Below are 20,884 nucleotides of genomic sequence, written 5' to 3' on the forward strand. Positions count from 1 at the left end.
TCAGGCGTCGCAGATCTTCCGGAACTGCTCGATGAGCTCGACTCGCCCAGCCCGGTCCGCAGCGAACGGAGTGACGTTCACCGTGGTCACACCGGATTCGGCGAAGGCCGCGAGACGCTCCTTCACGTAGCTTTCGGGGCCGATCAGCGAAACCGCACGAACCAGATCATCGGGGACTGCCGCGGCGGCTTCCTGCTTCTTTCCCGACAGATAGAGGTCCTGGATGGTCTCGGCTTCCTTCTCGTACCCGTAGCGGACTGCCAGGTCGTTGTAGAAGTTCTTGCCCTTCGCACCCATACCGCCGATGTACAGCGCGAGGCTCGGGCGCACCCAGTCGAGCATGTGGTCGACGTCGTCACCGATGGCCAGCGCCGGCGATGCGTACACCTGCAGATCACCCAGACTGGGATCTCGCTTGGCCTTACCCTTCGCGAGCGCCTCGCCCCACACGCTCTCTGCCTTCTCGGGGTGGTAGAAGATCGGCTCCCAGCCCTCGGCGATCTCTGCCGTGAGCTCGACGTTCTTGGGTCCGAGTGAGGCAATGAGCACCGGGATGCGCTCACGCACAGGGTGGTTGATGAGCTTGAGCGGCTTTCCGAGGCCGGTGCCCTTCTCGGCGGGCAGTGGCACCTGGTAGTACTTGCCGTCGTACTGCACCTTCTCGCGCTTCCAGACCTGACGGCAGATCTCCACGACCTCGCGGGTACGGCCGATCGGGGCGTCGTACTTCACGCCGTGGAAGCCTTCGACCACCTGTGGGCCCGAGGCTCCGATGCCCATGACGAAACGGCCGTCGGACACGAAATCGAGGCCCGCCGCCGTCATCGCGGTGAGGCTGGGGGTACGGGTGAAGATCTGGAAGATCCCCGACGCCAGCTCGATCGTGGAGGTCTTCGCAGCGAGGTACCCGAGCTGGCTCACCGCATCGAACGAGTACGCCTCCGGAACGAAAGCGACGTCCAGTCCGGCCTTCTCCAGATCGCCCACTTCGGCTGCCGTCTCGGCGAACCCGCCGCTGTAGTTCAAGCTCATTCCGATGCGCACTCTGCTACCTCATTCGTCGACCGACAGTGTTGTCCGAACGTTCTGTCCCGACCCTAGTTCGCCTTGGGCCGCACGACCACGACAGGGCAATTCGCCTGACTGATCAGACTGTTGCTGGTGGAGCCCAACAGCATGCCGCGGAATCCGCCCCTGCCGCGGCTGCCGACCACTACGAGCTGAGCCCTCTCGGTCCAGTCGAGCAGCCGGGCCCGCGGATTGTCGATATAGATCTTGCGCTCGACCTGCACGTCCGGAAACTGCTCCTGCCACCCGGCCAAGGCCTCGGCGAGAACTGCTTCCTCTTCGTCCTCGATTCCGCGGGGAACCAACGCCGCCGCGCGCGGGTCCTCGAACGCAGTCGGCCCCAGATCACTCCATATGTGCACGGCCACGAGTGGCACGGAGCGCAGGTCCGCCTCCTGGAAGGCGACCTCGACGGCGCGGACGCTGGTGGAGCTCCCGTCGATGCCCACGACGACCGGGGCTTCGGGGCGAATCTCCCCCCGCACCACAACCACGGGACAGTGGGCATGTGTTGTCACACTGACGGCGTTGTTTCCGAGAAGTGCAGTGGTGGCCGCCCCCACACCGGAAGCGCCGATCACGATGACCCGTGCCTGCTCGGAGAGATCGACCAACCACTGCGCACTGCTCCCGATCGACAATTCCGTCTTGATGTCGAGGTCCGCCTTGTACTCACGCGCGAGCGCTTCGGCATCCTGCAAGATGGACTTGCCGCTGGCCTCCACCCACTCGAACACGCCCCCGGAATCGATGTACGGGCCACCGAACCCGTACGGGGCGAAATCGAGGGCATGGATGATCTCGAGGCGAAGCCCCCGCTTCGCTGCGACACCTGCTGCGACTCGAAGCGCCGCCCACGCGGAGTCCGACCCGTCCACACCGACAACCACACTGTTGCGATCAGCTGTGCTCATGGTCACACACTAACCCTCCAGCGGTGTTCATCACTTAATTCGTATCCTGGATGCGAATTAACCTACCGTGGGGATCATGCAGCTCACGCAGTTCACCGACCTCGGATTGAGGGTCGTGATGCGCTTGGCGGTGGAAGAGTCGGATTCGCGTCCCGGCAGCCGCGACATCGCGCGGCAGCTGTCCATTTCCTACACCCACGTGACGAAGGTGATCACCCGGTTGTCCGAGCTGGGAGTCGTGGATGCACGTCGCGGACGTGGCGGCGGTCTCGCCATCACAGAACTCGGGCGCACCACTTCCGTCGGCTGGATCGCCCGACGCCTGGAGGGCGAAGGTGAGGTAGTCGAATGCGAGGGCGCGAACCCGTGTCCACTGCGCAGCGCATGCCGACTCCGCTCCGCGCTGAAAGCTGCCCGTGAGGCCTTCTTCGCGTCACTCGACACTGTGACTGTCGAAGATCTGACGGCCCAGCCGAGCCGAGGCGTACTCCTCGCGCTGCCCGGCGTCGGCGCCCCCGAAAACGACAGCGGAGCAGAAGGTTCCGCCCGATGATTGGAGAAACAGCCATGCTCTCCCCCGAATCCCGCGAGACGATTCGCGCCACCCTCCCGGCCGTCGGTGCCGCAATCGGAGAAATCACCACACTCTTCTACAGCACGATGTTCGCCGACCATCCCGAGCTCGAGCGTGACCTCTTCAACCGCGGCAATCAGAAGCAGGGCGACCAGCAGCGCGCACTTGCGGGCGCCATCGCCGCCTTCGCGACGTTGCAACTCGAGCCGGACGAGGCACGCACCCAGGCAATCCTGTCTCGGATCGCCAACAAGCACGCGTCCCTCGGCATCGAGCCCGATCAGTACTGGGTCGTGCACAAATACCTGTTCGCGGCCATCGTCGAAGTACTCGGCGAGGCCGTGACCCCCGAGGTCGCGAAGGCCTGGGACGAGGTCTACTGGCTCATGGCCAACACCCTTATCGCCATGGAGGCCGGGCTCTACGAGGATGCCGGCGTCGAGGTCGGCAAGGTGTGGCGCGAGGTTCGCGTGGCCGAACGGACCCATCAGTCGACCGACACCGTCTCCTTCGTCCTCACCTCCACCGACGGCTCCAACCTCCCGACCTTCGTTCCCGGGCAGTACCTTTCCGTCGGGGTGACCCTTCCGGACGGCGCACGACAGATCCGGCAGTACAGCCTCTCCTCTGCGCCGGCCCACGGTGATTGGCGCATCACCGTGAAGCGAATCGCCGAGCGTAGCGGACACGACACCATTGCTCCTGCCGGCGAAGTGTCGAACTTCCTGTACGACAACGTGTTCGAGAACGACACCCTCTCCGTCTCGACGCCGTTCGGCGACCTGACTCTCGAGGACGACGATGCACCGGTCCTGCTGGTGTCCGCCGGCATCGGCTGCACCCCGATGATCGGCATGCTCAGTCACCTCGCCGAACGTGAAGATGCCCGAAAGGTCAGCGTCGTTCACGCGGACCGCTCCCCCAGCAATCACGCCCACCGCCTCGAGCTGACCGAACTCATCGGCCGCCTTCCGTCCGCGTCGATGCATCGGTGGTACGAGGACCTCGGATCCCGTAGTCCAGAAAGCGACCTGAGGGCAGGCCGCGCCGACCTCGAAGAATTGGACGTCACGCCGGAAACCCGGGCCTACCTGTGTGGACCACTGCCGTTCATGCTCGGCATGCGGGAAGCTCTGCTGGCGAAGGACGTTCCCGCAGAGAACATCCACTACGAGGTGTTCGGCCCGGACAGCTGGGCGGGGGCACCGACGCCCACCGCGTAGCCACTCACCTGGCGACGGCCTCTTCCGTCGAGGCTGCTGTCCTGACCGCGGACCCACCGGTGCTCCGCGGACTCAGGAACAGCAGTCCGACGGCGGCCGCACCCTGTCACTTCGGCCAGGTGTGGACAGCGGCACCACTTCGCATGTGCGCGACGTAGTCACCGAGCATGCCTGCCAATGCTTTACCCCTGGATTCGCCGCCGCGCTCCCGCTTCGCCACCTGCTCACGCTGCCACGAGGCACCGTTCTGTCCTGTCACGCAACGCCCCTCGATCACTCCGAGGTATCGATCCCGTGCCTCGGTGTCGAGCCCGTAAGCAGTGAGTCCTTCGTCAGCGAGCTTCAGCAGCCGCCGCAGCACCAACTCGTCGACGCGAACGTGACCGATGTCCGGCCAGTACTGGTGAGCCTCGAGACCGTATTGCGCGCCCGTGTGAAGGTTCTCCCTGGCCGCATCGAACGACATGGACGACCACAGCGGGCGTTCGGCGTCGACGAGTCCGCGCACCAGCCCGTAATAGAAGGCCGCGTTTGCCATCGTGTCGAGCACGGTGGGACCTGCAGGAAGAACCCTGTTCTCGACCCGCAGGTGGGGCTTGCCGTCCGCGTGGTCGTACACCGGGCGGTTCCAGCGGTAGATGGTGCCGTTGTGCATCTGCAGTTCGTGCAGGTCCGGAAGCCTGCCTGCATCCAGTTCGGCGATCGGATCGGTTTCGGACACCTCCGGCAGCAGCGCCGGAAAGTAGCGCGAGTTCTCCTCGAAGAGGTCGAACACCGACGTGATCCACCGCTCCCCGAACCACACCCGGGGCCGTACCCCTTGATTCTTCAGCTCGAGCGGACGAGTGTCCGTCGCCTGCTCGAAAATCGGAATACGCGATTCGTGCCACAGTGCCCGCTCTGCAAGGAACGGCGAGTTCGCTGCGGTTGCCGCCTGAACACCGGCAATACATTGGGCCGCATTCCAATGCGCCGCAAACGCATCGGGGGCAACCCGCAGATGAAGCTGCAACGAGGTGCAGGCGGCCTCCGGGACCACCGAGTTGGCATCGGCTCGCAGATGTTCACGTTCGCCGCCGGACAGGGCAACGCCCTCGAGATTCAACTCGATGTCTTCCCCGCGAGCAGCGAAGATCTGGTCGTTGAGCAACTCGTAGCGCGGATTTGCGGTGATCCGGTCGCGGCCGAGGTGTTCGAGGTCGAGCGTAGGCAGCATTCCCACCATGACGAGCTGTGCGTCGTGACGATGCATACGGGCGTCGGCAACATCGAGGGACGCACGCAGGTTACGTTCCAGCTCCACGGCACCGTCGCCGGTGAGCGGTCCGGGCACGACGTTCATCTCGACATTGAACTGCCCGAGCTCGGTTTGGAAGACGGCGTCGTCGTCGATCGATTCGAGGACGGCCTGATTCGACATCGCCGGCTGCATGTCCGCCTGCACGAGATTGAACTCGATCTCCATGCCCAGCAACGGCTGTGGTGGTGCCACGTCGTCGACGAATGCGCCCTCGGCCAGCATCCGTTCGAGCGCGTCGGAGCACATGCGCACCTTGTCGCGAAATGCCCTGCGATCAGCGCGGGTGAACGTGCGTGCAGTCACTTCGGTACCCAAGAACGCGCTCCGATCGCCTCCGTCGCAGCCCTCGCGGCACTGCCGTGAGCATGAGCATAACGATTCGTCCCACACCGCGAGCCAATCACGGGTTAACCTCGGAACAGCACATGTGAGCGGAAGGAACGATGATGAAAACAGGAACCGACCCCAAGAAGAAGAAGGCGCAGTTCGCAGTGGGTTCACGCGTGAAGACGCGCCACTCGACCGACTCCGACATACCTGAAAAGAAGCGTCCGCTGGAGGCCGGCGAAATCGTCGACGAGTTCGGCGGCGTGGAGAAGATCGACAACGAGCGATACGGCCGCGACTGGGCGGTCTCGAAGCGCTGGGCAGTCGCTCTGGACATCGGAACCCTCGTGTTCCGTGACGACGTCGACCTGGAGGCCGAGTAGGGCCCGGCCTGAGCCGGGCCCTACTCGGGGGAACTATCGATCGTGGACGACGCTCACATGCTGCTGGATGCGTCCGTCCAGGTGACTGCTACTCCGCGGGTCTGCAGCCACTGTGCGGGGTCGACCTTGCTTCCGCTCGGGTCGTGGACCTCGAAGTGCAGGTGCGGGCCGGTGGACTGGCCCTGGTTGCCGACGGTGGCGATCGACTGACCCGCCGTCACCCGCTCGCCGGTGCTGACCGAGTAGTCGTTCACATGTCCGTAGACAGTGACGGTGCCGTCGTCGTGCTGCACACGAACCCACTGGCCGAAGCCCGAAGCCGGGCCCGCGTCGATGACCTGCCCGTCCGCGGCCGCAAGCACCGGAGTGCCGATCGGTGCCGCGACGTCGAGTCCACCGTGGTGCGCTCCCCACCGTGACCCGAAGGACGACGTGAGCGTGCCGGAGACCGGCTGAACGGTGGTGGGCTTGATCGGGTTGAGCGAGTTGATCCACTGCTGGGCCTGAGCCGCCTGGGCCTCGAGGTCCGGTGCCACCGCGTCGAGTTCCGTGGGGACCTCCGGGATCTCGAACCCTTCCGGAACCACGCCGGCGGGAACCTCGAACGGCAAGCCCGCGATCGACTGTCCGACATGGTCTGCGGCGTTGCCGGGGCTGGCCTCGAAGGACTGAGCCTCGACTGGCGCAGCGGCTGCGCTGCCCGCTCCGAGCTGAGCACCTCCGGCGACGATGGCGCCGGTAGCTGCAGCAACCGTGGCTGCCTTCAGTCCGAATGCCGAACTGGTCTGGTCGCGGTGGCGACCACGTTCTGCGCTCGGATCGATAGCGAACGGGACGGAAGAATTACCCGCCCGGTGGTGGGAGCCCACAGTTGTTACCTCGTCAGTCGTCGGAATGCAGCTCGCGCTGTGAGCGCTTGCTCCTCTGTCTTCGCGAAGCAATGTAACAAATTGATATAGGTGAGCGCCACCGTTACCCGTTCTTGATCTTGGCGTGTGCCTCGATGTCGGCCTTGAACGCCTGATAACGGGCCACATGCTCGGGGCGGCGGCGAATGATCGCCCACGCCACGCCGAGCACGACGAACCACACCGGCGTCACCAGAAGCGCCTGCAGCGTGTCCTCCTCCTGCGTCAGCGCCCACACGATGAACACGAAGAATGCGAGCACGACCCAGCACATCACGACGCCGCCGGGCATCTTGAACTTCGACGCCTCGTGCAGATGAGGCCGACGACGGCGGTACACGAGGTAGCTCGCGAGGATCATCGTCCACACGAAGATGAAGAGGACCGTCGAAATGGTGGTGACCAGCGTGAATGCGTCGATCACGGATTCGCCCGAGAACAGTAGGACGATCGCCGACAGCAGGAAGATGCAGGAGAACATCAACGCGTTCGCGGGGACCTTCCGCCCGCTCAGACGACCGAGGGCTCGCGGCGCATCGCCTTCCTTCGCGAGGCCGAACACCATTCGGGACGTCGAGTAGATCCCAGAGTTCGCGGACGACGCCGCCGACGTCAACACCACGAAGTTGACGACCGACGCGGCGATGCCCAGACCGGCCAGGGTGAACATCGCGACGAACGGGCTGCGCTCCGCACTGATCTCCCGCCACGGGGTCACCGCCATGATCACGAAAAGAGCAAGAACGTAGAAGAGCAGGATGCGAATCGGAATCGAGTTGATCGCCTTCGGCAGGTTCTTCTCCGGGTTCTTGGCCTCCGCGGCCGTCGTTCCCACGAGTTCGATTCCCACGAACGCGAACACGGCGATCTGGAAGCCCGCGACAAACCCCATGATGCCGGTCGGGAACATGCCCCCGTCGTTCCAGAGGTTGTCGAATCCCGCCTCCGAACCGTTGGGCGCGGTGAAGTTGCCGAACACCATCACCAGACCCACGATGATCAGGGTCGCGATGGCGATGATCTTGATGAGGGCGAACCAGAACTCGGTCTCACCGAAAGCTTTCACCGTCGGAAGATTGAGAGCGAGCAGCACGAGGATGGCCGCGAGCGCCGGGACCCACAGCGTCAGATCGGGCCACCAGTAGGCGATGTAGCCGGAGATCGCGACGATGTCTGCGATTCCGGTGACGATCCAACAGAACCAGTACGTCCACCCCGTGAAGAAGCCTGCCCAGGGACCGATGAGGTCAGCCGCGAAGTCCGAGAACGACTTGTACTTCAGGTTCGACAGGAGCAGCTCCCCCATCGCCCTCATGACGAAGAAGAGCATGAAGCCGATGATCATGTAGACGAAGAGAACCGACGGGCCGGCCAGCGATATCGTCTTGCCGGACCCCATGAAGAGGCCGGTGCCGATGGCCCCACCGATGGCGATCAGCTGGATGTGTCGGTTCGCCAACTGGCGTGACAGCTGCGGTTCCCCGCCCGGCTCGGCCGGGGTAGCAGGCACGGACACGTCACGGTCGGACATGTAGATCTCCTCGTCGTCCTTGTGTCGGATGTTCGTAAGGTACGCGGGAGTCCCGGTGCGCGTGCAGCATCCCTACCGAATGTCCGTTTCGACCGAATGCCGTGTCGCCCAATCAGACCAGGGGCGGGACGAGCGCGAGCCGTCGCGCCGGTCGGCGCCCCTCGGACGCGAATTCCTCGACGAACTGCACGAGTGATCGGTGCAGCACGGACAACTCGCCGAGCGTGTAGGTGTTGCTGTTCCCCAGGAGATCGATGTTCAGTGCACCCATCGCGCTGCGGTACACGTCCACCTGCAGGTCGTGTACCGGCCCGGACGTGAGAATCCCGACGCCTGCCCGGAATCCGGCAATGTCGACGGCCGCTTCCTCGAGCATCAGGTTGACCACCGCACCGAAAGGGCGCGCTGCGGGGTGTGCGCCCCGATCGCGTTGCATGTCCTCGAACCGGTACCGCTGGTGCCGGAGCGCACCCAGAAGCGTCATGCGCGCCATGTCGATACGCTCGGCCGCCGAACTCTCGGTGACATCGGCCAGCAACAGTGGAACGACGTTGTCGACCGAGCCGGCGGCATCACGCATGGCGCGACTCGTCCGACCGGAAGTCATCAGCCCCAGAACCACATCCGAACGACCGGACCGCTGGGAGAAGAACGTGGCGAGGGCGGCGATCACGACCGAAGCCATGCCTCCGGTCTCGCTGCCGAGAACTTCGAGATCACGTCGATGAGCCGAACTGAGTTCTGCCGTGCACTGCAGTGGGACCGTGGCCATGACACGCAGGTCGTCCTGAGTGCTGAGATTCGACAGACGGTTACGCCAGTACGATCGATCGTCACCGAACCTCGGTGACGATCGATAGCGGTCTTCGAGATCTGCGAGCTCTTCCAGGTCCGCAGCACGCGTTCTCGGAGCCGCGAGCCCTGCGATGTCTGCGTTGTAGATCTGCGCGGTACGGCGCACCAACGCCACGACTCCGTAACCGTCCAATGCAACGTGGTGAGCACGGACGTACCAGAAGTAGCGGTCGGGACCGACACGAAGCAGTGCCGATGTGACGAGCTGACTGTCGGTCATCGCGACAGGCGCGGCGCAATCGGCCCTCATCCACCGGTGCGCGGCACCTACCGGGTCCGGCTCTTCGGTGAGGTCGACGAAGACCACACATCGTTCCAGGTCGGTGTCCACGAACTGAAACGGTTCGCCATCCACCTCGACGATCCGCAGCGCTCCGGAACCGTATTCGATCGCGGCTGCCCCGGCGGCCCGTCGTAGCACCCCCACGTCGACGTCGTCGAAGACCTCGACGTACCTGCCGATCACCAGAGGAACTTCGGGATCACGCTTCTGCGCGACCCAGAGGCCGCGTTGCGCATTCGTCAAAGGGAACACGGCACGCTCCTCCCCGGTCCGATTCGTGGTTCCTCGAGTCAGTGTAAGCACGCAATAGTGTCCCGAACCACACCACCGCCCCCGCAGCCCCCACCTCGAGAGGCGAATCTCCCGGAAATGTCAGAGCTCGGCGCGCTCGAGGGCATCGTCGAACCGCTCCGACGCCTCCGACTCACTCGCGCCTTCGGCAAGCGCGCCCGAGTACACGGCGCGCATTTCGTCGGCCACCGCGTCGAACTTCTTCATCCAACGTTCGGAATCGTCACGCCAGTATCCGACGGCGGACACTCTGTCGAGCGGCCACTGTCGATCCTTACGAGCGAGTTTCCGAATCCGCCGGCACGCGGCGGCTTCGCAGGCCAACCACAGGTACTGCCCGGTCGAGGATGCGAGGTCGACCGACACGGCCAGGTCGGCAAGGGCGCTCGGGGCTTCCCCGTTACCCGTTCCAATCCTGCTCAGCACCTCGACGCCGTCCCGGGTTTCGAGGTAGTCGAGTTCGTCGGCCGTCGGTACCTCGAGAAGCACTGTGGCGGTGACGGACGGCGGAAGCTCCTCGACTATTCGCGCAAGTGCCGGAAGCCCGGCCAGGTCCGCACCGAGAACGACATGGCGCACATCGTTCGGGGGTCGGTACCACCCACGTCCCCTGGTGAAGAGCACCTGGTCTCCCACCTCGGCTTTCTGCGCCCACGTCGTGGCGACGCCGTTCGAGTGGACGACGAAATCGACCAGGACCGAGTCCGATTCGATCTTCCGGATCGAATAGTTGCGCGCCTCAGGCGGTTCGGCGACGTCGAAATACCCCCATGCCCCGTTTCGAAGTTCCAAAGGCGGCGGCGGCGCGCCGTCGGCGCCGAAGAAGATCGCAACGGCTTCGTCTGCGAGTCCGGGCAAAGGCACCGAATCGAGTCCGGGAACGGAGAATTCCACCCGAATCAAGTGAGGTGTCAAAACCTGCGTGGACACTACCGTGGCGTACGCGAATCCCATGACCTCGAGGCTAACCGCTCACGTCCACGGCATGGTGTGCCACGTTCACCGCTCGGTAGCACCGTCTGGAGCTCCGACGAACTGCACGAGCTCACGAGCGAGAACCTCCGGTCTGTCCTCGCACACGAGGGTGTAACTGTCGGCCACTTCGACCAACCGCGCGTCGGGGAGAATCCGGGTCCAACGCTCAGCGTGCTCGAAAGGAAAGAAGGGTGCCTTCCGTGGCCACAACAGCAGTACTGGCTTGTCGAATCGGCGCAATCGCTCGGCGGCCGCGACGGTGTCGCGGTAGTCGATGCCGACGAGAAACCGCCTGAGGTCGTCACGGACACCGGGCTGGGTGACCAACGGGAGGAACCAGGCCTCCGCAATGTCGTCGGGAACTCCATGTGTGGCGAGCGTACCGACGCCGAGCCGCCGTACCAGCCGACTTCGCGTCGCCTGGCACCCGAGAGTGAACAGGGCCGGCACGCGCGCAACGTACTGCGCGATCCGGATCGAGCGCGGCAGGAAGTTGTCGAACGAGTCGCATGGCGTGAACAGAACGCGGGCGACCCGGTCGCACCCGCTTGCCAATAGAAGCTGCGCGATGGCGCCGCCCGTGTCGGTGGCCACCAGAGTGACGTCGCGGAGATCGAGTGCGTCGAGGAACTCGCCGAGCAACGCCGCCACACCCGAGGGTGTCGTGTCGGCGCCTGGACGCATGGCAATTTCGTGAGCCCCCAACGGCAGATCGGGCGCAACAAATCTCAGTCCTGCCGAGACGACCGGCTCCTCGAGCTTCCGCCAAACGCTCGAATTCACGAACACCCCGTGTACGAAAACGACCGGCGAACCTTCTCCGCTGTCGCGGTACCGAATGATTCCGTCCGACAGTTGGACTTCTCGCGTCGATGTCATCTCGACTCCTTCGTAATCCGGCGGCCGAGGAAGCGCCGCCGACCCAACAGTGGCCCCAGACCCGAACGCCACCACGGCAACCAGGCTCGCGGCCGACGCACCAGCGTGGCCGACAGCGGCGTCGGATCGAAGAACGACGTGCGCTCGGAGACCAGGCCGTCGCCGTTCAGCGTCAGTCGATCCACCGCCTGGACGGATACCGGGCCGCCACCGGCGGTTCCACGAAGCTCCAGGTGAATGAACAGCACGTCGTCGCGAGCGGCCCAGCTGAGTACTTCGCCGCGTACGTCGGGGATGAGACCGATCAGTCGCGCAAATTCGTCATGCCAGACCGCCAACCCCCGGCCCGCTCGGAGGAGTGGCTGGACGAGCTCGACATCCGGCGCGAGCAGGTCGTCCCAGGCGTGGGCGTGCGGGTTACGCCAGCCGGTAGCGAAACGCTCGACGGCAGCGGCACGCTGTGCATCCGTGACATCTGAAACCATGCGACTCTCCAGTACTTCAAGTCTTGGTGATACCGATAGTATCTCAAGTACAGTCGGTCGCATGACCGAAGTCAAGCCCCAACGTTTCGAGTACGTGGAACAGACCCGCCGAGCGCTCCTCGCCGCGGCCGAAGACCTCTACATCTCGCAGGGCTACTCCTCGACCTCGATCGACGCCGTCGCCAACGCCGCGCGGTTCACCAAAGGTGCTGTGTACCGGCATTTCTCGGACAAGAAGGCCCTGTTCCAGGCCGTTTTCGAGCAGGTCGAGACCGAGACGATGGCAGAGCTCGAACGCCGACTCGGCCCTCAGAACGTCGATTGGGCAACCGCTGCAACGGCGCTCGAATTGTTCCTCGATGCCTGCGTCGAGACCCGATTCCGTCGCATCGTCCTCGAAGAGGGACCGACCGTGTTCGGCTGGGCGCAATGGCGCGCCCTGGACCAGCAGTTCACCGGAGACGTACTGGCCCGCGTACTCACCGACCTGATGGATGCAGGCCTGATCGAACGGCAAGACGTGGAACTACTCGCGCGCCTGTGCTGCGCGACCATTGCCGAGGCCGCGCTGGCCGTCGCTCAAGCCGCCCCCGAATCCACCCAGGTGAAGGAACAGTCACTCCACACCATGCTGCGCATGATGTCGGGGCTACGCGCGCCCTGACATCACTACGTCCGAATCGGACTGTCGCGATCGACGCGCGGAGAACGTTGCGAGAACACACAGCACTGCAATGACGAAACATACGACCGTGTACCAGAGATTTCCGATCGGATCGCCATTGCTCGTCACGCCGCCCACCGCCCCGAAATAGTCGGGCAACGCCGCGACCCAGAGCAGTGCCATCACGCAGAGATAGACGATGCTGTATGTCCGCACGAATCTGTTGTCGTAGGCCGGGCCGTCGAATGTGCCTTCTCGTAGCCTGTTCCACTGTCGATACAGAACGATGACGGCCACGATCGCCACCACCGCAAGTTCGGTGGCATAGAGAATCCCTCGGATCGCGTCGCTTCCCATCCCCAGGACGGTTGCTGGAATCGGCAACAGGAACGTGCCCAGCGAGGCAAGGAGGCCGATGACAACTGTGCGCCACACCAACCCGATCCCGGAGAAACGACGCCCCTGATCGACGTGTCTTCCGACGAAGAACTGGACACAGAAGGCCAACGACATCGGCCACAACGCCGCGAACACCACGACGCTCGGCAACGGGACCGAGTCGAACATCGGTTGATTGATCGGATTGGTCGTCGACCACTCCCACCACCGAAGCTGTGGTCCGAGGTGATCGAAGATCTCGTAGAACGCGTGGTGAACGAATCCGGCGCAGACTGCCCCGACGAGCACGCCGTATCGACGGAACACGCCCAGCATCTTGACGATCTCGAATGCAATCGTGGCCATCAGCGGATAGATGGCGATGATGTAGAGCGGCAGTCGACCCCACATGAAGTCGACGGTGAACACGTTGTGCGCGAACATCGTGTCGACGTGTTCTTCGATTCCGAACGCAGCCGGGAAATACAGTGGCGGTTCGATGATGAACAGATAGGCCGTAGCGCCGAACCACAGAACCAAGTTGGTCGGATCGCCATGCTTGCGCAGGCGGATCACTGCGAACACGAGGGCCAGTATCGAGCCCACGACGATGGTCAGCTCGAGGACCGGCAGGGTCCAGTTCTCCAAGGCCAACGGGTTACGGAACTCCACCAACCCGCCGGCCTCTCGACACGAGAACCCCAGCGCCGTGGCAAGTTGATCGAAGGTGGGTGAGCAGAGCTCGGTCATCGATTCGCTCCCCTACGACGTGACGGTGTCGGCGGTGTACCAGCGGGTGACGTCGTAGCCGGCCTCGTACCTCGAGAACCACACATCCGCCAACGCGGGGAGCTTCTCGTGATCCGGATTGTGTTTGGGTAGCTGGCTCCGAACGACGCCGGCAAGGGCGACAAGTTGCTCGCCGAGTGGAAGATCGTCGAATGCGCGGGGCATCGTGCCGTTGTACTCGGCGTGCAGAAAAGGCAACCGGCTCTTCAGGTTCTGCTTACGCCGGTACGAAGCGAACATCGAGAGTGCGTCGATCTTCCGTTCCTCCAGCGGTACGTACTTGTTGAATCCTTCACATGCCAGCCTGATCACGTACAGAACGTGACGGAAGATCGACGGCGCCACCCGCATCCGGTAGAAGTCGCTGCCCACAACCGAATCGAAGATGATGAGCGCGGAGCTCCGGTGCTCCACTTCCTCGACGAAGTGCCAGATGAACAGTGACGCAACGCGATCGTCTCCCGGACGGAACAGACTCGAGTCATTGTCGAGCATCAGCTTGAAGACGGGGGTGAACGTGGCTTCCAGATCAGCGGTGTAGGCGAGTCGGTACTCGACCGACGTTTCCGCCGTGAGCTTGTCGAATGCGCCGATCACTTCATCGAGCGTCTCCTGGAGCTGCGGGTACGCCTTGATCAGCCCCTTCGCGTGTTGCCGGTGCGCTGTCGAGTGCTGACCCTCCTGGCGCACGAAGGCGTCGGCCTCCTCTGCGACCGCAGGATCGGCGATCAAGGGCATGGCCTCGCGAATGAGGTTCACGATCATCTTCTCGAAGCCGATCGCGAGAAACGACACCGCGTTGGCCATGCTCGAGAACGCTGGGTTCTCCTCGTTCCACAAGAACGGGACGTCGTAGTCGGCAAACGCGAAACGCATCTTTCGAATCTGTAGGTCGGTCACTGCGTGATACCTCGTCTTCCCGGAGTCGGCATTTCGTGTGACGCCGGATCGGGTCACCGCAGCCATAGTGACAGCAACCATACATAATGGCAATGGTTTGTATGATTACTTCGGAAGCTCAACGTTTCCGCTGGTCCAGCGAGTAAGCGATGCTCCTGTGTTAACGTCTCGACGTGGCACGCAGGCGCGGTTGGGGTGGGAGTCCACCAGGGAGCGACGAAGAAGCTTCGCGTCGAATCGTTTCTGCCGCAGTCGATCTCATCGCAGAAACCGGCTCGGCCATCAGCATCGCCGATGTCGCCGAGACTCTCGGGGTCATTCGCCAGACGGTGTACCGGTACTTCCCCACTGCCGACTCACTCATGCGCGCTGCCGCCATCGCCTCTGTCGACGGATTTCTCGACCGCCTCGCGGAGCGGGTACACGGTCTGACCGATCCGGTGGAGTCGATGACCGAAGGCGTCGTCTACACGCTGGCGGAGGTCCGCCGCACCCCACACCTGGGCATTCTGCTCACCGGCACCTACTCGAGCGCCCATCCGGACGGGCTGACCTCATCGGAGGCCCAGACGTTCGGCATGACGATGATCAAACGCTTCGACGTCGACTGGGAGCAGTACGGGTACGACGAGACGTCACTGGCAGAGCTCGTCGAATACATTCTGCGGACGATGCAGTCTTTCTTCCTCTCACCGGGCAACCCACCGCGCACCGACGACGAACTGCGGCGCTACCTCCGGCGTTGGATGGGATCCGCAATCAGTGCGCAGAAGCAGATCCAATGATCCAAACCACGACGACGCAACCCACAATGTGCGCGGTGGGCCGCCCTGCCGATACACTCACCTGGCGCAAACCCCGCCCTCGGGGACCTGATGAAAATACTATTGCACCAGTTCAGAGCGCTGCCAGAGTGCGCAGTGGAACGCGATCGGCGAAATTGGGAACGCGAACGGCCCCTAACCGCTGGTCGACCGCAAAGTACCCGGCCTTATGGGACGGGCTCCCACCACCCGTCAGCTGGCTTTGCGTGGGGTCGCGCAAGCACAGCTTCAATTGGCGCTATCGTCACAGCGACGTACCAGGTACTACCTTTGGGGTTGAGATGACGACTGGACTTGCCTCACCTCCGGTGAGCACCCTGGCGGAGACAACTCCACGCCTCCTCGCCTCCGCCTTCTCCACCGCGATGATTCGGCAGCTGGCTCGAAGCGGACGATTGCCAGAGCTTCCGCCGCTCGATCATCTTGCTCGGTCGGTCGACGCCAACACGTCGTTAGGCGACGCCTTTGAGGCCGCGTACCAGGTCCTGTCGGCGTCGTACCGGTCCGAGTACATCTACAAGAACTCCGTGGTATCGAAACTCATCTTCGGTCGTCATCGACCCACCACGGCGAATGCTCTCGTGGAACAGCCGATGGGCAATTCGATAGCCGACATAGTAGTGGTCAACGGCACGACGACGGCGTATGAAATCAAGACTGATCTGGATGACTTCGCCAGACTGAAATCGCAGTTGGATGACTATGCGAGCCACTGCGAAAGTGTGTGAAAGATTCCTTCGTCACCAAGCCGACGAACGCCGAATATTCGGGGGCTGAGTGGTTCACGAGCGATCATCTCAGCTTCAAGGCCGATGGCTGGCCGGGCCTATCGGATTTCACAGTCCTCCCACCCGAACCACCGAGGGCAGGCGGACGACAACCACGCGTCGTCGTTGCACATATGACATACCAACACACGAACAAGTCGCTGTGGGTTCAGCACCTCCAATCAATCGACCCACCCCACGCAGCGAGCACTTCTGGCAGTAAGATCCTTGAGGTCGCAAAGAAACTCGACGACGAAAAGACCGCGGCGCCAACAAAATACGAAAACTCGCCGGGAGTCGATTCATATGACAAACTACTAACAACTGGGTACTCCACCAGTTTGCCCAAGAACAAGCAGTTTCAGATTGCCCATCATCTCTACACGGTCGCAAGCACTATCTGACCTAGCCCGACTTCCGCCGATACTCATACCTCGGCAGTGATTCTGAGCGGCACTTAGTCTCAAGCGGCGACTGAGCACGGTATCGATTGCCCTTGTTTCAGCCTACCTAGGGGGTACTACGCGATGCTGTCGTTCATGAGCCAAAGTTTCGCGCGGAGCACATACAGATGGCGAAACAGTGGGGACCCTGCGGCAACTTGGGAGGTAACGCTGCCAGAAGCTGACGTGAACCGGTACAAGCGTCGGGACTGGTGGGCATCAACGGGGTGGGGATGCACTGTGGCCGTCTCCGCATTGTGGATCGCGATCGTGGACGCCTTCCCAGCTGCGAACAGCCTGTTGATACTGCTCGTATTCATTTTGCTTGCCCTCCTCAATCTGGGTCTTATGGGCCGTCGCTGCGTCGTTTGGATTCAAGTGGCGACTGCTGATGCGAAGGGCCCGTCGCCAAATCGTTGGCCCCCGACGTGGCTGAAGCAGGCTAGTGATGGATTCAAGAGTCGACTGGAGTCCGATGCAGACCGTGAACGTTTCTCGCGGTTCTGGGAGGATACGTTCTACTCACTCTTCGTCTCCGTGGTAATTCCGGTTGGTGTCGTGTCTGTCACTGCAATCGCGAAATCTGCTTTGCAGAGTCTCAGTGTCACGCCAGAGCAGCAAATACTTTGGATGGCAATCGCCGCTGGCCTCGCTGGCCTAGCTGCACGATTGGCAAGTCGTGGTTTCACTGCCTTTCCGCCACTCCTTGTCACCGTTGCTGCCGAAGAGTGCGAGTCCGCTTGAGGCCCAGAATCCGAAGCTATTCTGGCAGAACACTTTTCCCGTTCGACGCGCGAAATCGGAGTCAACCTGGATTTTGCTTGACTTCACAGCTCTCGCATTGGCGCCGGCATCCAGGTGGTGGCCCGGTGCGAGCACTCGCAACTACGTCGTAATCGTCGGGACGTTCTCACGGCACCGCACGGACTGCGTCTACCTCAACGGGGGTTCAGGTCGACCATCCGATGGAGATGTCACCGAATCGGTTGCGAACAGCCCCCAACGGACGTCGACGTAGCTTCACGGTGCAAGAATGATTTTGTGCCGATCACGCCCGAGGTTCGCAGTCGAGCCGCAGCCGAACTTGCGCACTACTTGAAGGACCGGCGCGAGCTTCCGACCCCTTCGGTACCAGTTGGTGACAATCAGTGGGATGCGTTTGTGCACCAGTTCGCGTCCGTCCCTGACGCATTCGCCAACGTGTCCAACGTCGTACGTATTGCGGCTTCCGATGGCCAGTTCGGGGTCTTGCGAGCCGCGTCCACTGAGGCCGTCGCACTCCTGTCAGAGATGAGTGGGCGGATTCGCGCGGGGTGCATGCTCGATCACCCCAAGAGCATCTACGCCATCCAACTTCATGAACTACTTGATAAGGCGGCAGACCGATGGCTTGCCCTTCTGATTGACGGCATGCTCCAACCAGCGCATCAGAATCCGCCAAACTGCATTGCCGAAGCCTTCGAAGCTATCTTGACCAATGCCTCGACCAATGCACAATCAGTCGGTGAACGCGACCACTTTGACCCATGGATGTCCGTCTTCGGCGTGGAAGGCTCCGCCCTCCGCGACGCCAATGACACATTCACAGTTCCACTACTGGTCGCACAGTTCCACAATCGACTCGACGACCTTCAATTTCGGATCGACCGCCTCTACGGCCCACTGGACGCCACGAACCTCGACAGAATCAAAGCTCTTCAGTTCACCCAGGTACTACTGGAGTCCGCGAATCCCGCCGAAACCATATGGGCAGCGCAACACACCCGAGTGCTGCTGGGCGACCGCTTCGCGACGAATCCGGACAATACCGCGAGCGCACTACGTGCGCTGTTGGACAACGTCGAAGAAAGCTACGCCAACTGGCTCATGATCCGCGAGGCCAACAGCAAATTCGAGACAACAACAAAGCAGAACCTTCGCGCCATGATCCGCCTTGACCTGTACCGACGGATGACCGAAGGTCAAATGAAGCCCTGGTGTTGGACATTGGTGCGCTTAATGACCGACGCATCAGGCGCCCCACCGATGCTGTCACAACTAGTAGACCGCCTACGCGCCACCAACGATTCACTCGCAGTGGCATTCGCGTCCTGCATCGTGCCCGCGCTTCGAAACGCAGCAGCGCACGAGGACTACCACTGGGACTCGCAGAGACTCAAGCTACTGAGCAATGACACCGAACTGGACCCAGACGTGCTGTGGCAGCTAGCTATTCGCGGGCACGGTCTCATGGCCGGCGCTGAACTTGGCTGGGCTATGGCCTGCGCCGACAACCCCCAACTCGTGAACGCCCAGCAACAGGCCAGCGATCGTGAATCGTCCACGCTCCTGCAGATCGACAGCGCGCTAACACGATTCGCCACAAACGGCCTCCACGTCCGCGAATGGGAACTGGAACGCGGAGAACTGACAGTCCAACTCTCGGATCTCTCATTTTACAAGATCAATCCGTGTGCACAGGCAATGATGGAGGCAATTCTTGCGATCGATGACGTCGAACGCATCAAAGTCGATATTCCGACGATTCACGGTCCCGCCATGGTTGCCGGCCGCAGCTTACTCGTCGCAATGGTCCAGACGTGGTGGACAGCCAGATGCAACTTCAAGGAAATGCCGTCGGCCGTCTTCCTCCCCGTTCTCTTCGAATCACGAATGACAATCGAGGCACCTGATCTCGCCGCTCAATCCATGGTATGGCTGGCACTCAACGAAGCTGCATTGTCATTCGAGGAGTGCCACCACACGTCGTCGCTCGAAACAGGTTTAGTTCGAGCCGAACTCGGCGTTTTGACGCTCAAGCTTCAGATGGTCTCGCGAGCACTTGAGATTTGCTCAATAGCCGAACCAGTTCAGACGCAACAGCTCTGCGGCCGCGAGTATCGCGCCATCGTCGGGGCAGCAACCTACGCGAACGAGGCATCAAAAGCAGACATTCGGCCGCACCAGGTTGTCCCCTCCCTGACGCAACTGACACGGATGGAAAACAGAGTTTACGACTTACTAGAATCGAAAGTGGCGGTCGCTCCACTCCCCACGATCGAATCACGACCGTTGGAGACACCGGAGACCTGAGAGATGTTCTCCTACAGCGACTCTACTGCATCACGCACGAGCGCATTGGTTTTCGCTGTACCGCGCAGGTCGCCCAAGAACTCGTCAACATTCCGGCTCGCCCAATTCACGCCACACCCGAGCAGCGGCGCGGGAACGATCGCTCCAGCGAAGTCAGCGTGCCCGAACATGAAGCGAAGCTTGGCCTCAGGACCCCGATCTCGCGATCTGTTGGGCGACGCCGTCAAGAAGCAATCCCACACCTCGCCGGTAGGCGCCTTCAGGGTCGTTGGCCTTGCCGGTCTCCTCCCCGAGAGCGCGGGATACGCGTGTCGCGGTTGGGAATCGGTCTGGGTCGCCGATGGCTGCGGTGAGGGCGGGTTCGATGTGCGACCACCAGTCGGCGTCATGGTCTTCGCCGAGCTGGCGAGAGTCTTTGTTCGCAAGTGCCTCCCGGGCGGTCCCGTGCACGAGGGATAGCAGCGCGGTCAGGGTGTGGTCCATGTCGATGTCGGTCAATCCGATCCCGTCGAGGGCACGTAGCTCGGCCTCATACTTGGTCGATGCACCGGGGCCGGGGACGACCCGTCCCGTGGCAAGCTCGGTGATCCATGGATGGGCCTGGCAGCTCACCCAGTTCGCTTCTGCGATCGCCGTGACGCGGCCGCCAGTCGGCGTTTTCGGGGATCGTGAAGGCCGTGTAGGTCGCGTCCGCGACGTGATCGAACATGAGCTCGACGAGTTCGGCCCGGCCACCGGGGCGCACGATCGCCCTCGACGAGCCCACCACAGGACTCCACATCGCCGACATCGCCCGACTTATCGAACTGCTCGACCGACTCATCACAAACGGGGCGACACTCATAGTCATAGAGCACAATCTTGACGTCATCGCCGCCGCCGACTGGATCATCGACATCGGGCCAGAAGCCGGACACGACGGCGGCCAAGTCGTCTACGAAGGCACCCCCAGACAGATGATCACAGGCAGCGAAACCCACACCGCCGAACACCTTCGGCGCCACCTCAACAACTGATATTGACCGCCGACGGCGACTCAGTCCGACCGCCA

The 20,884-nt window shown here is 62.5% G+C and carries 22 protein-coding genes; 10 read left to right on the top strand and 12 right to left on the bottom strand.

Annotated elements, in window-relative coordinates; all coding sequences use genetic code 11:
* On the bottom strand, positions 1 to 1,044 hold the full coding sequence (locus ACZI8R_RS13300) for an LLM class F420-dependent oxidoreductase (RefSeq protein WP_463380099.1): 1,044 nt from the start codon (positions 1,042 to 1,044) through the stop codon (positions 1 to 3).
* A gap of 53 nt (positions 1,045 to 1,097) precedes the next feature.
* Entirely contained in the window at positions 1,098 to 1,982 is an 885-nt protein-coding gene (locus ACZI8R_RS13305; protein ID WP_463380100.1) for a universal stress protein, read from the bottom strand.
* A 76-nt stretch (positions 1,983 to 2,058) separates the two neighbouring features.
* Here ACZI8R_RS13305 and ACZI8R_RS13310 point away from each other — a divergent pair, with 76 nt between their 5' ends.
* Both ACZI8R_RS13310 and ACZI8R_RS13315 read left to right on the top strand, forming a co-directional pair.
* Positions 2,059 to 2,535 carry an RrF2 family transcriptional regulator gene (locus ACZI8R_RS13310; protein WP_463380102.1) on the top strand — a complete coding sequence of 159 codons (477 nt, stop codon included), beginning with the start codon at positions 2,059 to 2,061 and terminating at the stop codon, positions 2,533 to 2,535.
* A 14-nt stretch (positions 2,536 to 2,549) separates the two neighbouring features.
* Entirely contained in the window at positions 2,550 to 3,779 is a 1,230-nt protein-coding gene (locus tag ACZI8R_RS13315; RefSeq protein WP_463380233.1) for a globin domain-containing protein, read from the top strand.
* A 106-nt stretch (positions 3,780 to 3,885) separates the two neighbouring features.
* Here ACZI8R_RS13315 and ACZI8R_RS13320 read toward each other — a convergent pair whose 3' ends face one another.
* Positions 3,886 to 5,394 carry a glutamate-cysteine ligase family protein gene (locus ACZI8R_RS13320; protein WP_463380103.1) on the bottom strand — a complete coding sequence of 503 codons (1,509 nt, stop codon included), beginning with the start codon at positions 5,392 to 5,394 and terminating at the stop codon, positions 3,886 to 3,888.
* Positions 5,395 to 5,525: 131 nt separating this feature from the next.
* Here ACZI8R_RS13320 and ACZI8R_RS13325 point away from each other — a divergent pair, with 131 nt between their 5' ends.
* Positions 5,526 to 5,789 (top strand): hypothetical protein, encoded by a 264-nt coding sequence (locus tag ACZI8R_RS13325; RefSeq protein WP_463380234.1) that lies wholly within the window; start codon positions 5,526 to 5,528, stop codon positions 5,787 to 5,789.
* A gap of 53 nt (positions 5,790 to 5,842) precedes the next feature.
* Here the strand turns inward: ACZI8R_RS13325 and ACZI8R_RS13330 are convergent, their stop codons facing one another.
* From ACZI8R_RS13330 to ACZI8R_RS13355, 6 genes are all read right to left on the bottom strand, one after another.
* Complete coding sequence (locus ACZI8R_RS13330) at positions 5,843 to 6,658, bottom strand: M23 family metallopeptidase (RefSeq protein ID WP_463380104.1); 816 nt, start codon at positions 6,656 to 6,658, stop codon at positions 5,843 to 5,845.
* A 103-nt stretch (positions 6,659 to 6,761) separates the two neighbouring features.
* Positions 6,762 to 8,228 (bottom strand): D-serine/D-alanine/glycine transporter, encoded by a 1,467-nt coding sequence (cycA, locus tag ACZI8R_RS13335; protein WP_463380105.1) that lies wholly within the window; start codon positions 8,226 to 8,228, stop codon positions 6,762 to 6,764.
* A 112-nt stretch (positions 8,229 to 8,340) separates the two neighbouring features.
* Positions 8,341 to 9,618: a condensation domain-containing protein gene (locus ACZI8R_RS13340; RefSeq protein WP_463380106.1), complete on the bottom strand. Its 1,278-nt coding sequence runs from the start codon at positions 9,616 to 9,618 to the stop codon at positions 8,341 to 8,343.
* Positions 9,619 to 9,738: 120 nt separating this feature from the next.
* A complete protein-coding gene (locus ACZI8R_RS13345) occupies positions 9,739 to 10,611 on the bottom strand; it encodes a siderophore-interacting protein (RefSeq protein WP_463380107.1) in 873 nt (290 codons plus the stop codon).
* Positions 10,612 to 10,656: 45 nt separating this feature from the next.
* Entirely contained in the window at positions 10,657 to 11,511 is an 855-nt protein-coding gene (locus tag ACZI8R_RS13350; protein ID WP_463380108.1) for an alpha/beta fold hydrolase, read from the bottom strand.
* Complete coding sequence (locus ACZI8R_RS13355; protein WP_463380109.1) at positions 11,508 to 11,996, bottom strand: nuclear transport factor 2 family protein; 489 nt, start codon at positions 11,994 to 11,996, stop codon at positions 11,508 to 11,510. The genes ACZI8R_RS13350 and ACZI8R_RS13355 overlap by 4 nt, the downstream gene beginning before the upstream one ends.
* A gap of 61 nt (positions 11,997 to 12,057) precedes the next feature.
* Here ACZI8R_RS13355 and ACZI8R_RS13360 point away from each other — a divergent pair, with 61 nt between their 5' ends.
* On the top strand, positions 12,058 to 12,660 hold the full coding sequence (locus ACZI8R_RS13360) for a TetR/AcrR family transcriptional regulator (RefSeq protein ID WP_463380110.1): 603 nt from the start codon (positions 12,058 to 12,060) through the stop codon (positions 12,658 to 12,660).
* Here the strand turns inward: ACZI8R_RS13360 and ACZI8R_RS13365 are convergent.
* Both ACZI8R_RS13365 and ACZI8R_RS13370 read right to left on the bottom strand, forming a co-directional pair.
* Positions 12,646 to 13,788 (bottom strand): DUF7802 domain-containing protein, encoded by a 1,143-nt coding sequence (locus ACZI8R_RS13365; RefSeq protein ID WP_463380111.1) that lies wholly within the window; start codon positions 13,786 to 13,788, stop codon positions 12,646 to 12,648. The genes ACZI8R_RS13360 and ACZI8R_RS13365 overlap by 15 nt on opposite strands.
* A gap of 12 nt (positions 13,789 to 13,800) precedes the next feature.
* Positions 13,801 to 14,727, bottom strand: coding sequence for a metal-dependent hydrolase (locus ACZI8R_RS13370; protein WP_463380112.1), 927 nt, complete (start codon positions 14,725 to 14,727; stop codon positions 13,801 to 13,803).
* A 173-nt stretch (positions 14,728 to 14,900) separates the two neighbouring features.
* Here ACZI8R_RS13370 and ACZI8R_RS13375 point away from each other — a divergent pair, with 173 nt between their 5' ends.
* From ACZI8R_RS13375 to ACZI8R_RS13395, 5 genes are all read left to right on the top strand, one after another.
* Complete coding sequence (locus ACZI8R_RS13375; RefSeq protein WP_463380113.1) at positions 14,901 to 15,512, top strand: TetR/AcrR family transcriptional regulator; 612 nt, start codon at positions 14,901 to 14,903, stop codon at positions 15,510 to 15,512.
* 347 nt (positions 15,513 to 15,859) lie between these two features.
* Positions 15,860 to 16,279 (top strand): sce7726 family protein, encoded by a 420-nt coding sequence (locus ACZI8R_RS13380; RefSeq protein WP_463380114.1) that lies wholly within the window; start codon positions 15,860 to 15,862, stop codon positions 16,277 to 16,279.
* Complete coding sequence (locus tag ACZI8R_RS13385; RefSeq protein ID WP_463380115.1) at positions 16,276 to 16,722, top strand: sce7725 family protein; 447 nt, start codon at positions 16,276 to 16,278, stop codon at positions 16,720 to 16,722. The genes ACZI8R_RS13380 and ACZI8R_RS13385 overlap by 4 nt, the downstream gene beginning before the upstream one ends.
* Before the next feature lie 279 nt (positions 16,723 to 17,001).
* Positions 17,002 to 17,505: a hypothetical protein gene (locus ACZI8R_RS13390; RefSeq protein WP_463380116.1), complete on the top strand. Its 504-nt coding sequence runs from the start codon at positions 17,002 to 17,004 to the stop codon at positions 17,503 to 17,505.
* 297 nt (positions 17,506 to 17,802) lie between these two features.
* Positions 17,803 to 19,833 (top strand): hypothetical protein, encoded by a 2,031-nt coding sequence (locus ACZI8R_RS13395; RefSeq protein WP_463380117.1) that lies wholly within the window; start codon positions 17,803 to 17,805, stop codon positions 19,831 to 19,833.
* Between the two features lie 186 nt (positions 19,834 to 20,019).
* On the opposite strand, the gene ACZI8R_RS13400 is transcribed toward ACZI8R_RS13395, so the two are convergent.
* A complete protein-coding gene (locus ACZI8R_RS13400) occupies positions 20,020 to 20,568 on the bottom strand; it encodes a TetR/AcrR family transcriptional regulator C-terminal domain-containing protein (RefSeq protein WP_463380118.1) in 549 nt (182 codons plus the stop codon).
* On the opposite strand from ACZI8R_RS13400, the gene ACZI8R_RS13405 reads away from it, so the two are divergent.
* Positions 20,541 to 20,849 (top strand): hypothetical protein, encoded by a 309-nt coding sequence (locus ACZI8R_RS13405; protein WP_463380119.1) that lies wholly within the window; start codon positions 20,541 to 20,543, stop codon positions 20,847 to 20,849. The two genes, ACZI8R_RS13400 and ACZI8R_RS13405, sit on opposite strands and share 28 nt — an antisense overlap.
* Positions 20,850 to 20,884: the final 35 nt, after the last annotated feature.

It is taken from the genome of Rhodococcus huquni (assembly GCF_055231055.1).

Excerpts from the sequence above, each read along its gene's own strand:
- cycA (WP_463380105.1), bottom strand. The coding sequence starts at position 8,228 with ATGTCCGACCGTGACGTGTCCGTGCCTGCTACCCCGGCCGAGCCGGGC.
- ACZI8R_RS13310 (WP_463380102.1), top strand. The coding sequence starts at position 2,059 with ATGCAGCTCACGCAGTTCACCGACCTCGGATTGAGGGTCGTGATGCGC.
- ACZI8R_RS13405 (WP_463380119.1), top strand. The coding sequence starts at position 20,541 with ATGAGCTCGACGAGTTCGGCCCGGCCACCGGGGCGCACGATCGCCCTC.
- ACZI8R_RS13325 (WP_463380234.1), top strand. The coding sequence starts at position 5,526 with ATGAAAACAGGAACCGACCCCAAGAAGAAGAAGGCGCAGTTCGCAGTG.
- ACZI8R_RS13355 (WP_463380109.1), bottom strand. The coding sequence starts at position 11,996 with ATGGTTTCAGATGTCACGGATGCACAGCGTGCCGCTGCCGTCGAGCGT.
- ACZI8R_RS13360 (WP_463380110.1), top strand. The coding sequence starts at position 12,058 with ATGACCGAAGTCAAGCCCCAACGTTTCGAGTACGTGGAACAGACCCGC.
- ACZI8R_RS13345 (WP_463380107.1), bottom strand. The coding sequence starts at position 10,611 with ATGGGATTCGCGTACGCCACGGTAGTGTCCACGCAGGTTTTGACACCT.
- ACZI8R_RS13315 (WP_463380233.1), top strand. The coding sequence starts at position 2,550 with ATGCTCTCCCCCGAATCCCGCGAGACGATTCGCGCCACCCTCCCGGCC.
- ACZI8R_RS13365 (WP_463380111.1), bottom strand. The coding sequence starts at position 13,788 with ATGACCGAGCTCTGCTCACCCACCTTCGATCAACTTGCCACGGCGCTG.
- ACZI8R_RS13305 (WP_463380100.1), bottom strand. The coding sequence starts at position 1,982 with ATGAGCACAGCTGATCGCAACAGTGTGGTTGTCGGTGTGGACGGGTCG.
- ACZI8R_RS13350 (WP_463380108.1), bottom strand. The coding sequence starts at position 11,511 with ATGACATCGACGCGAGAAGTCCAACTGTCGGACGGAATCATTCGGTAC.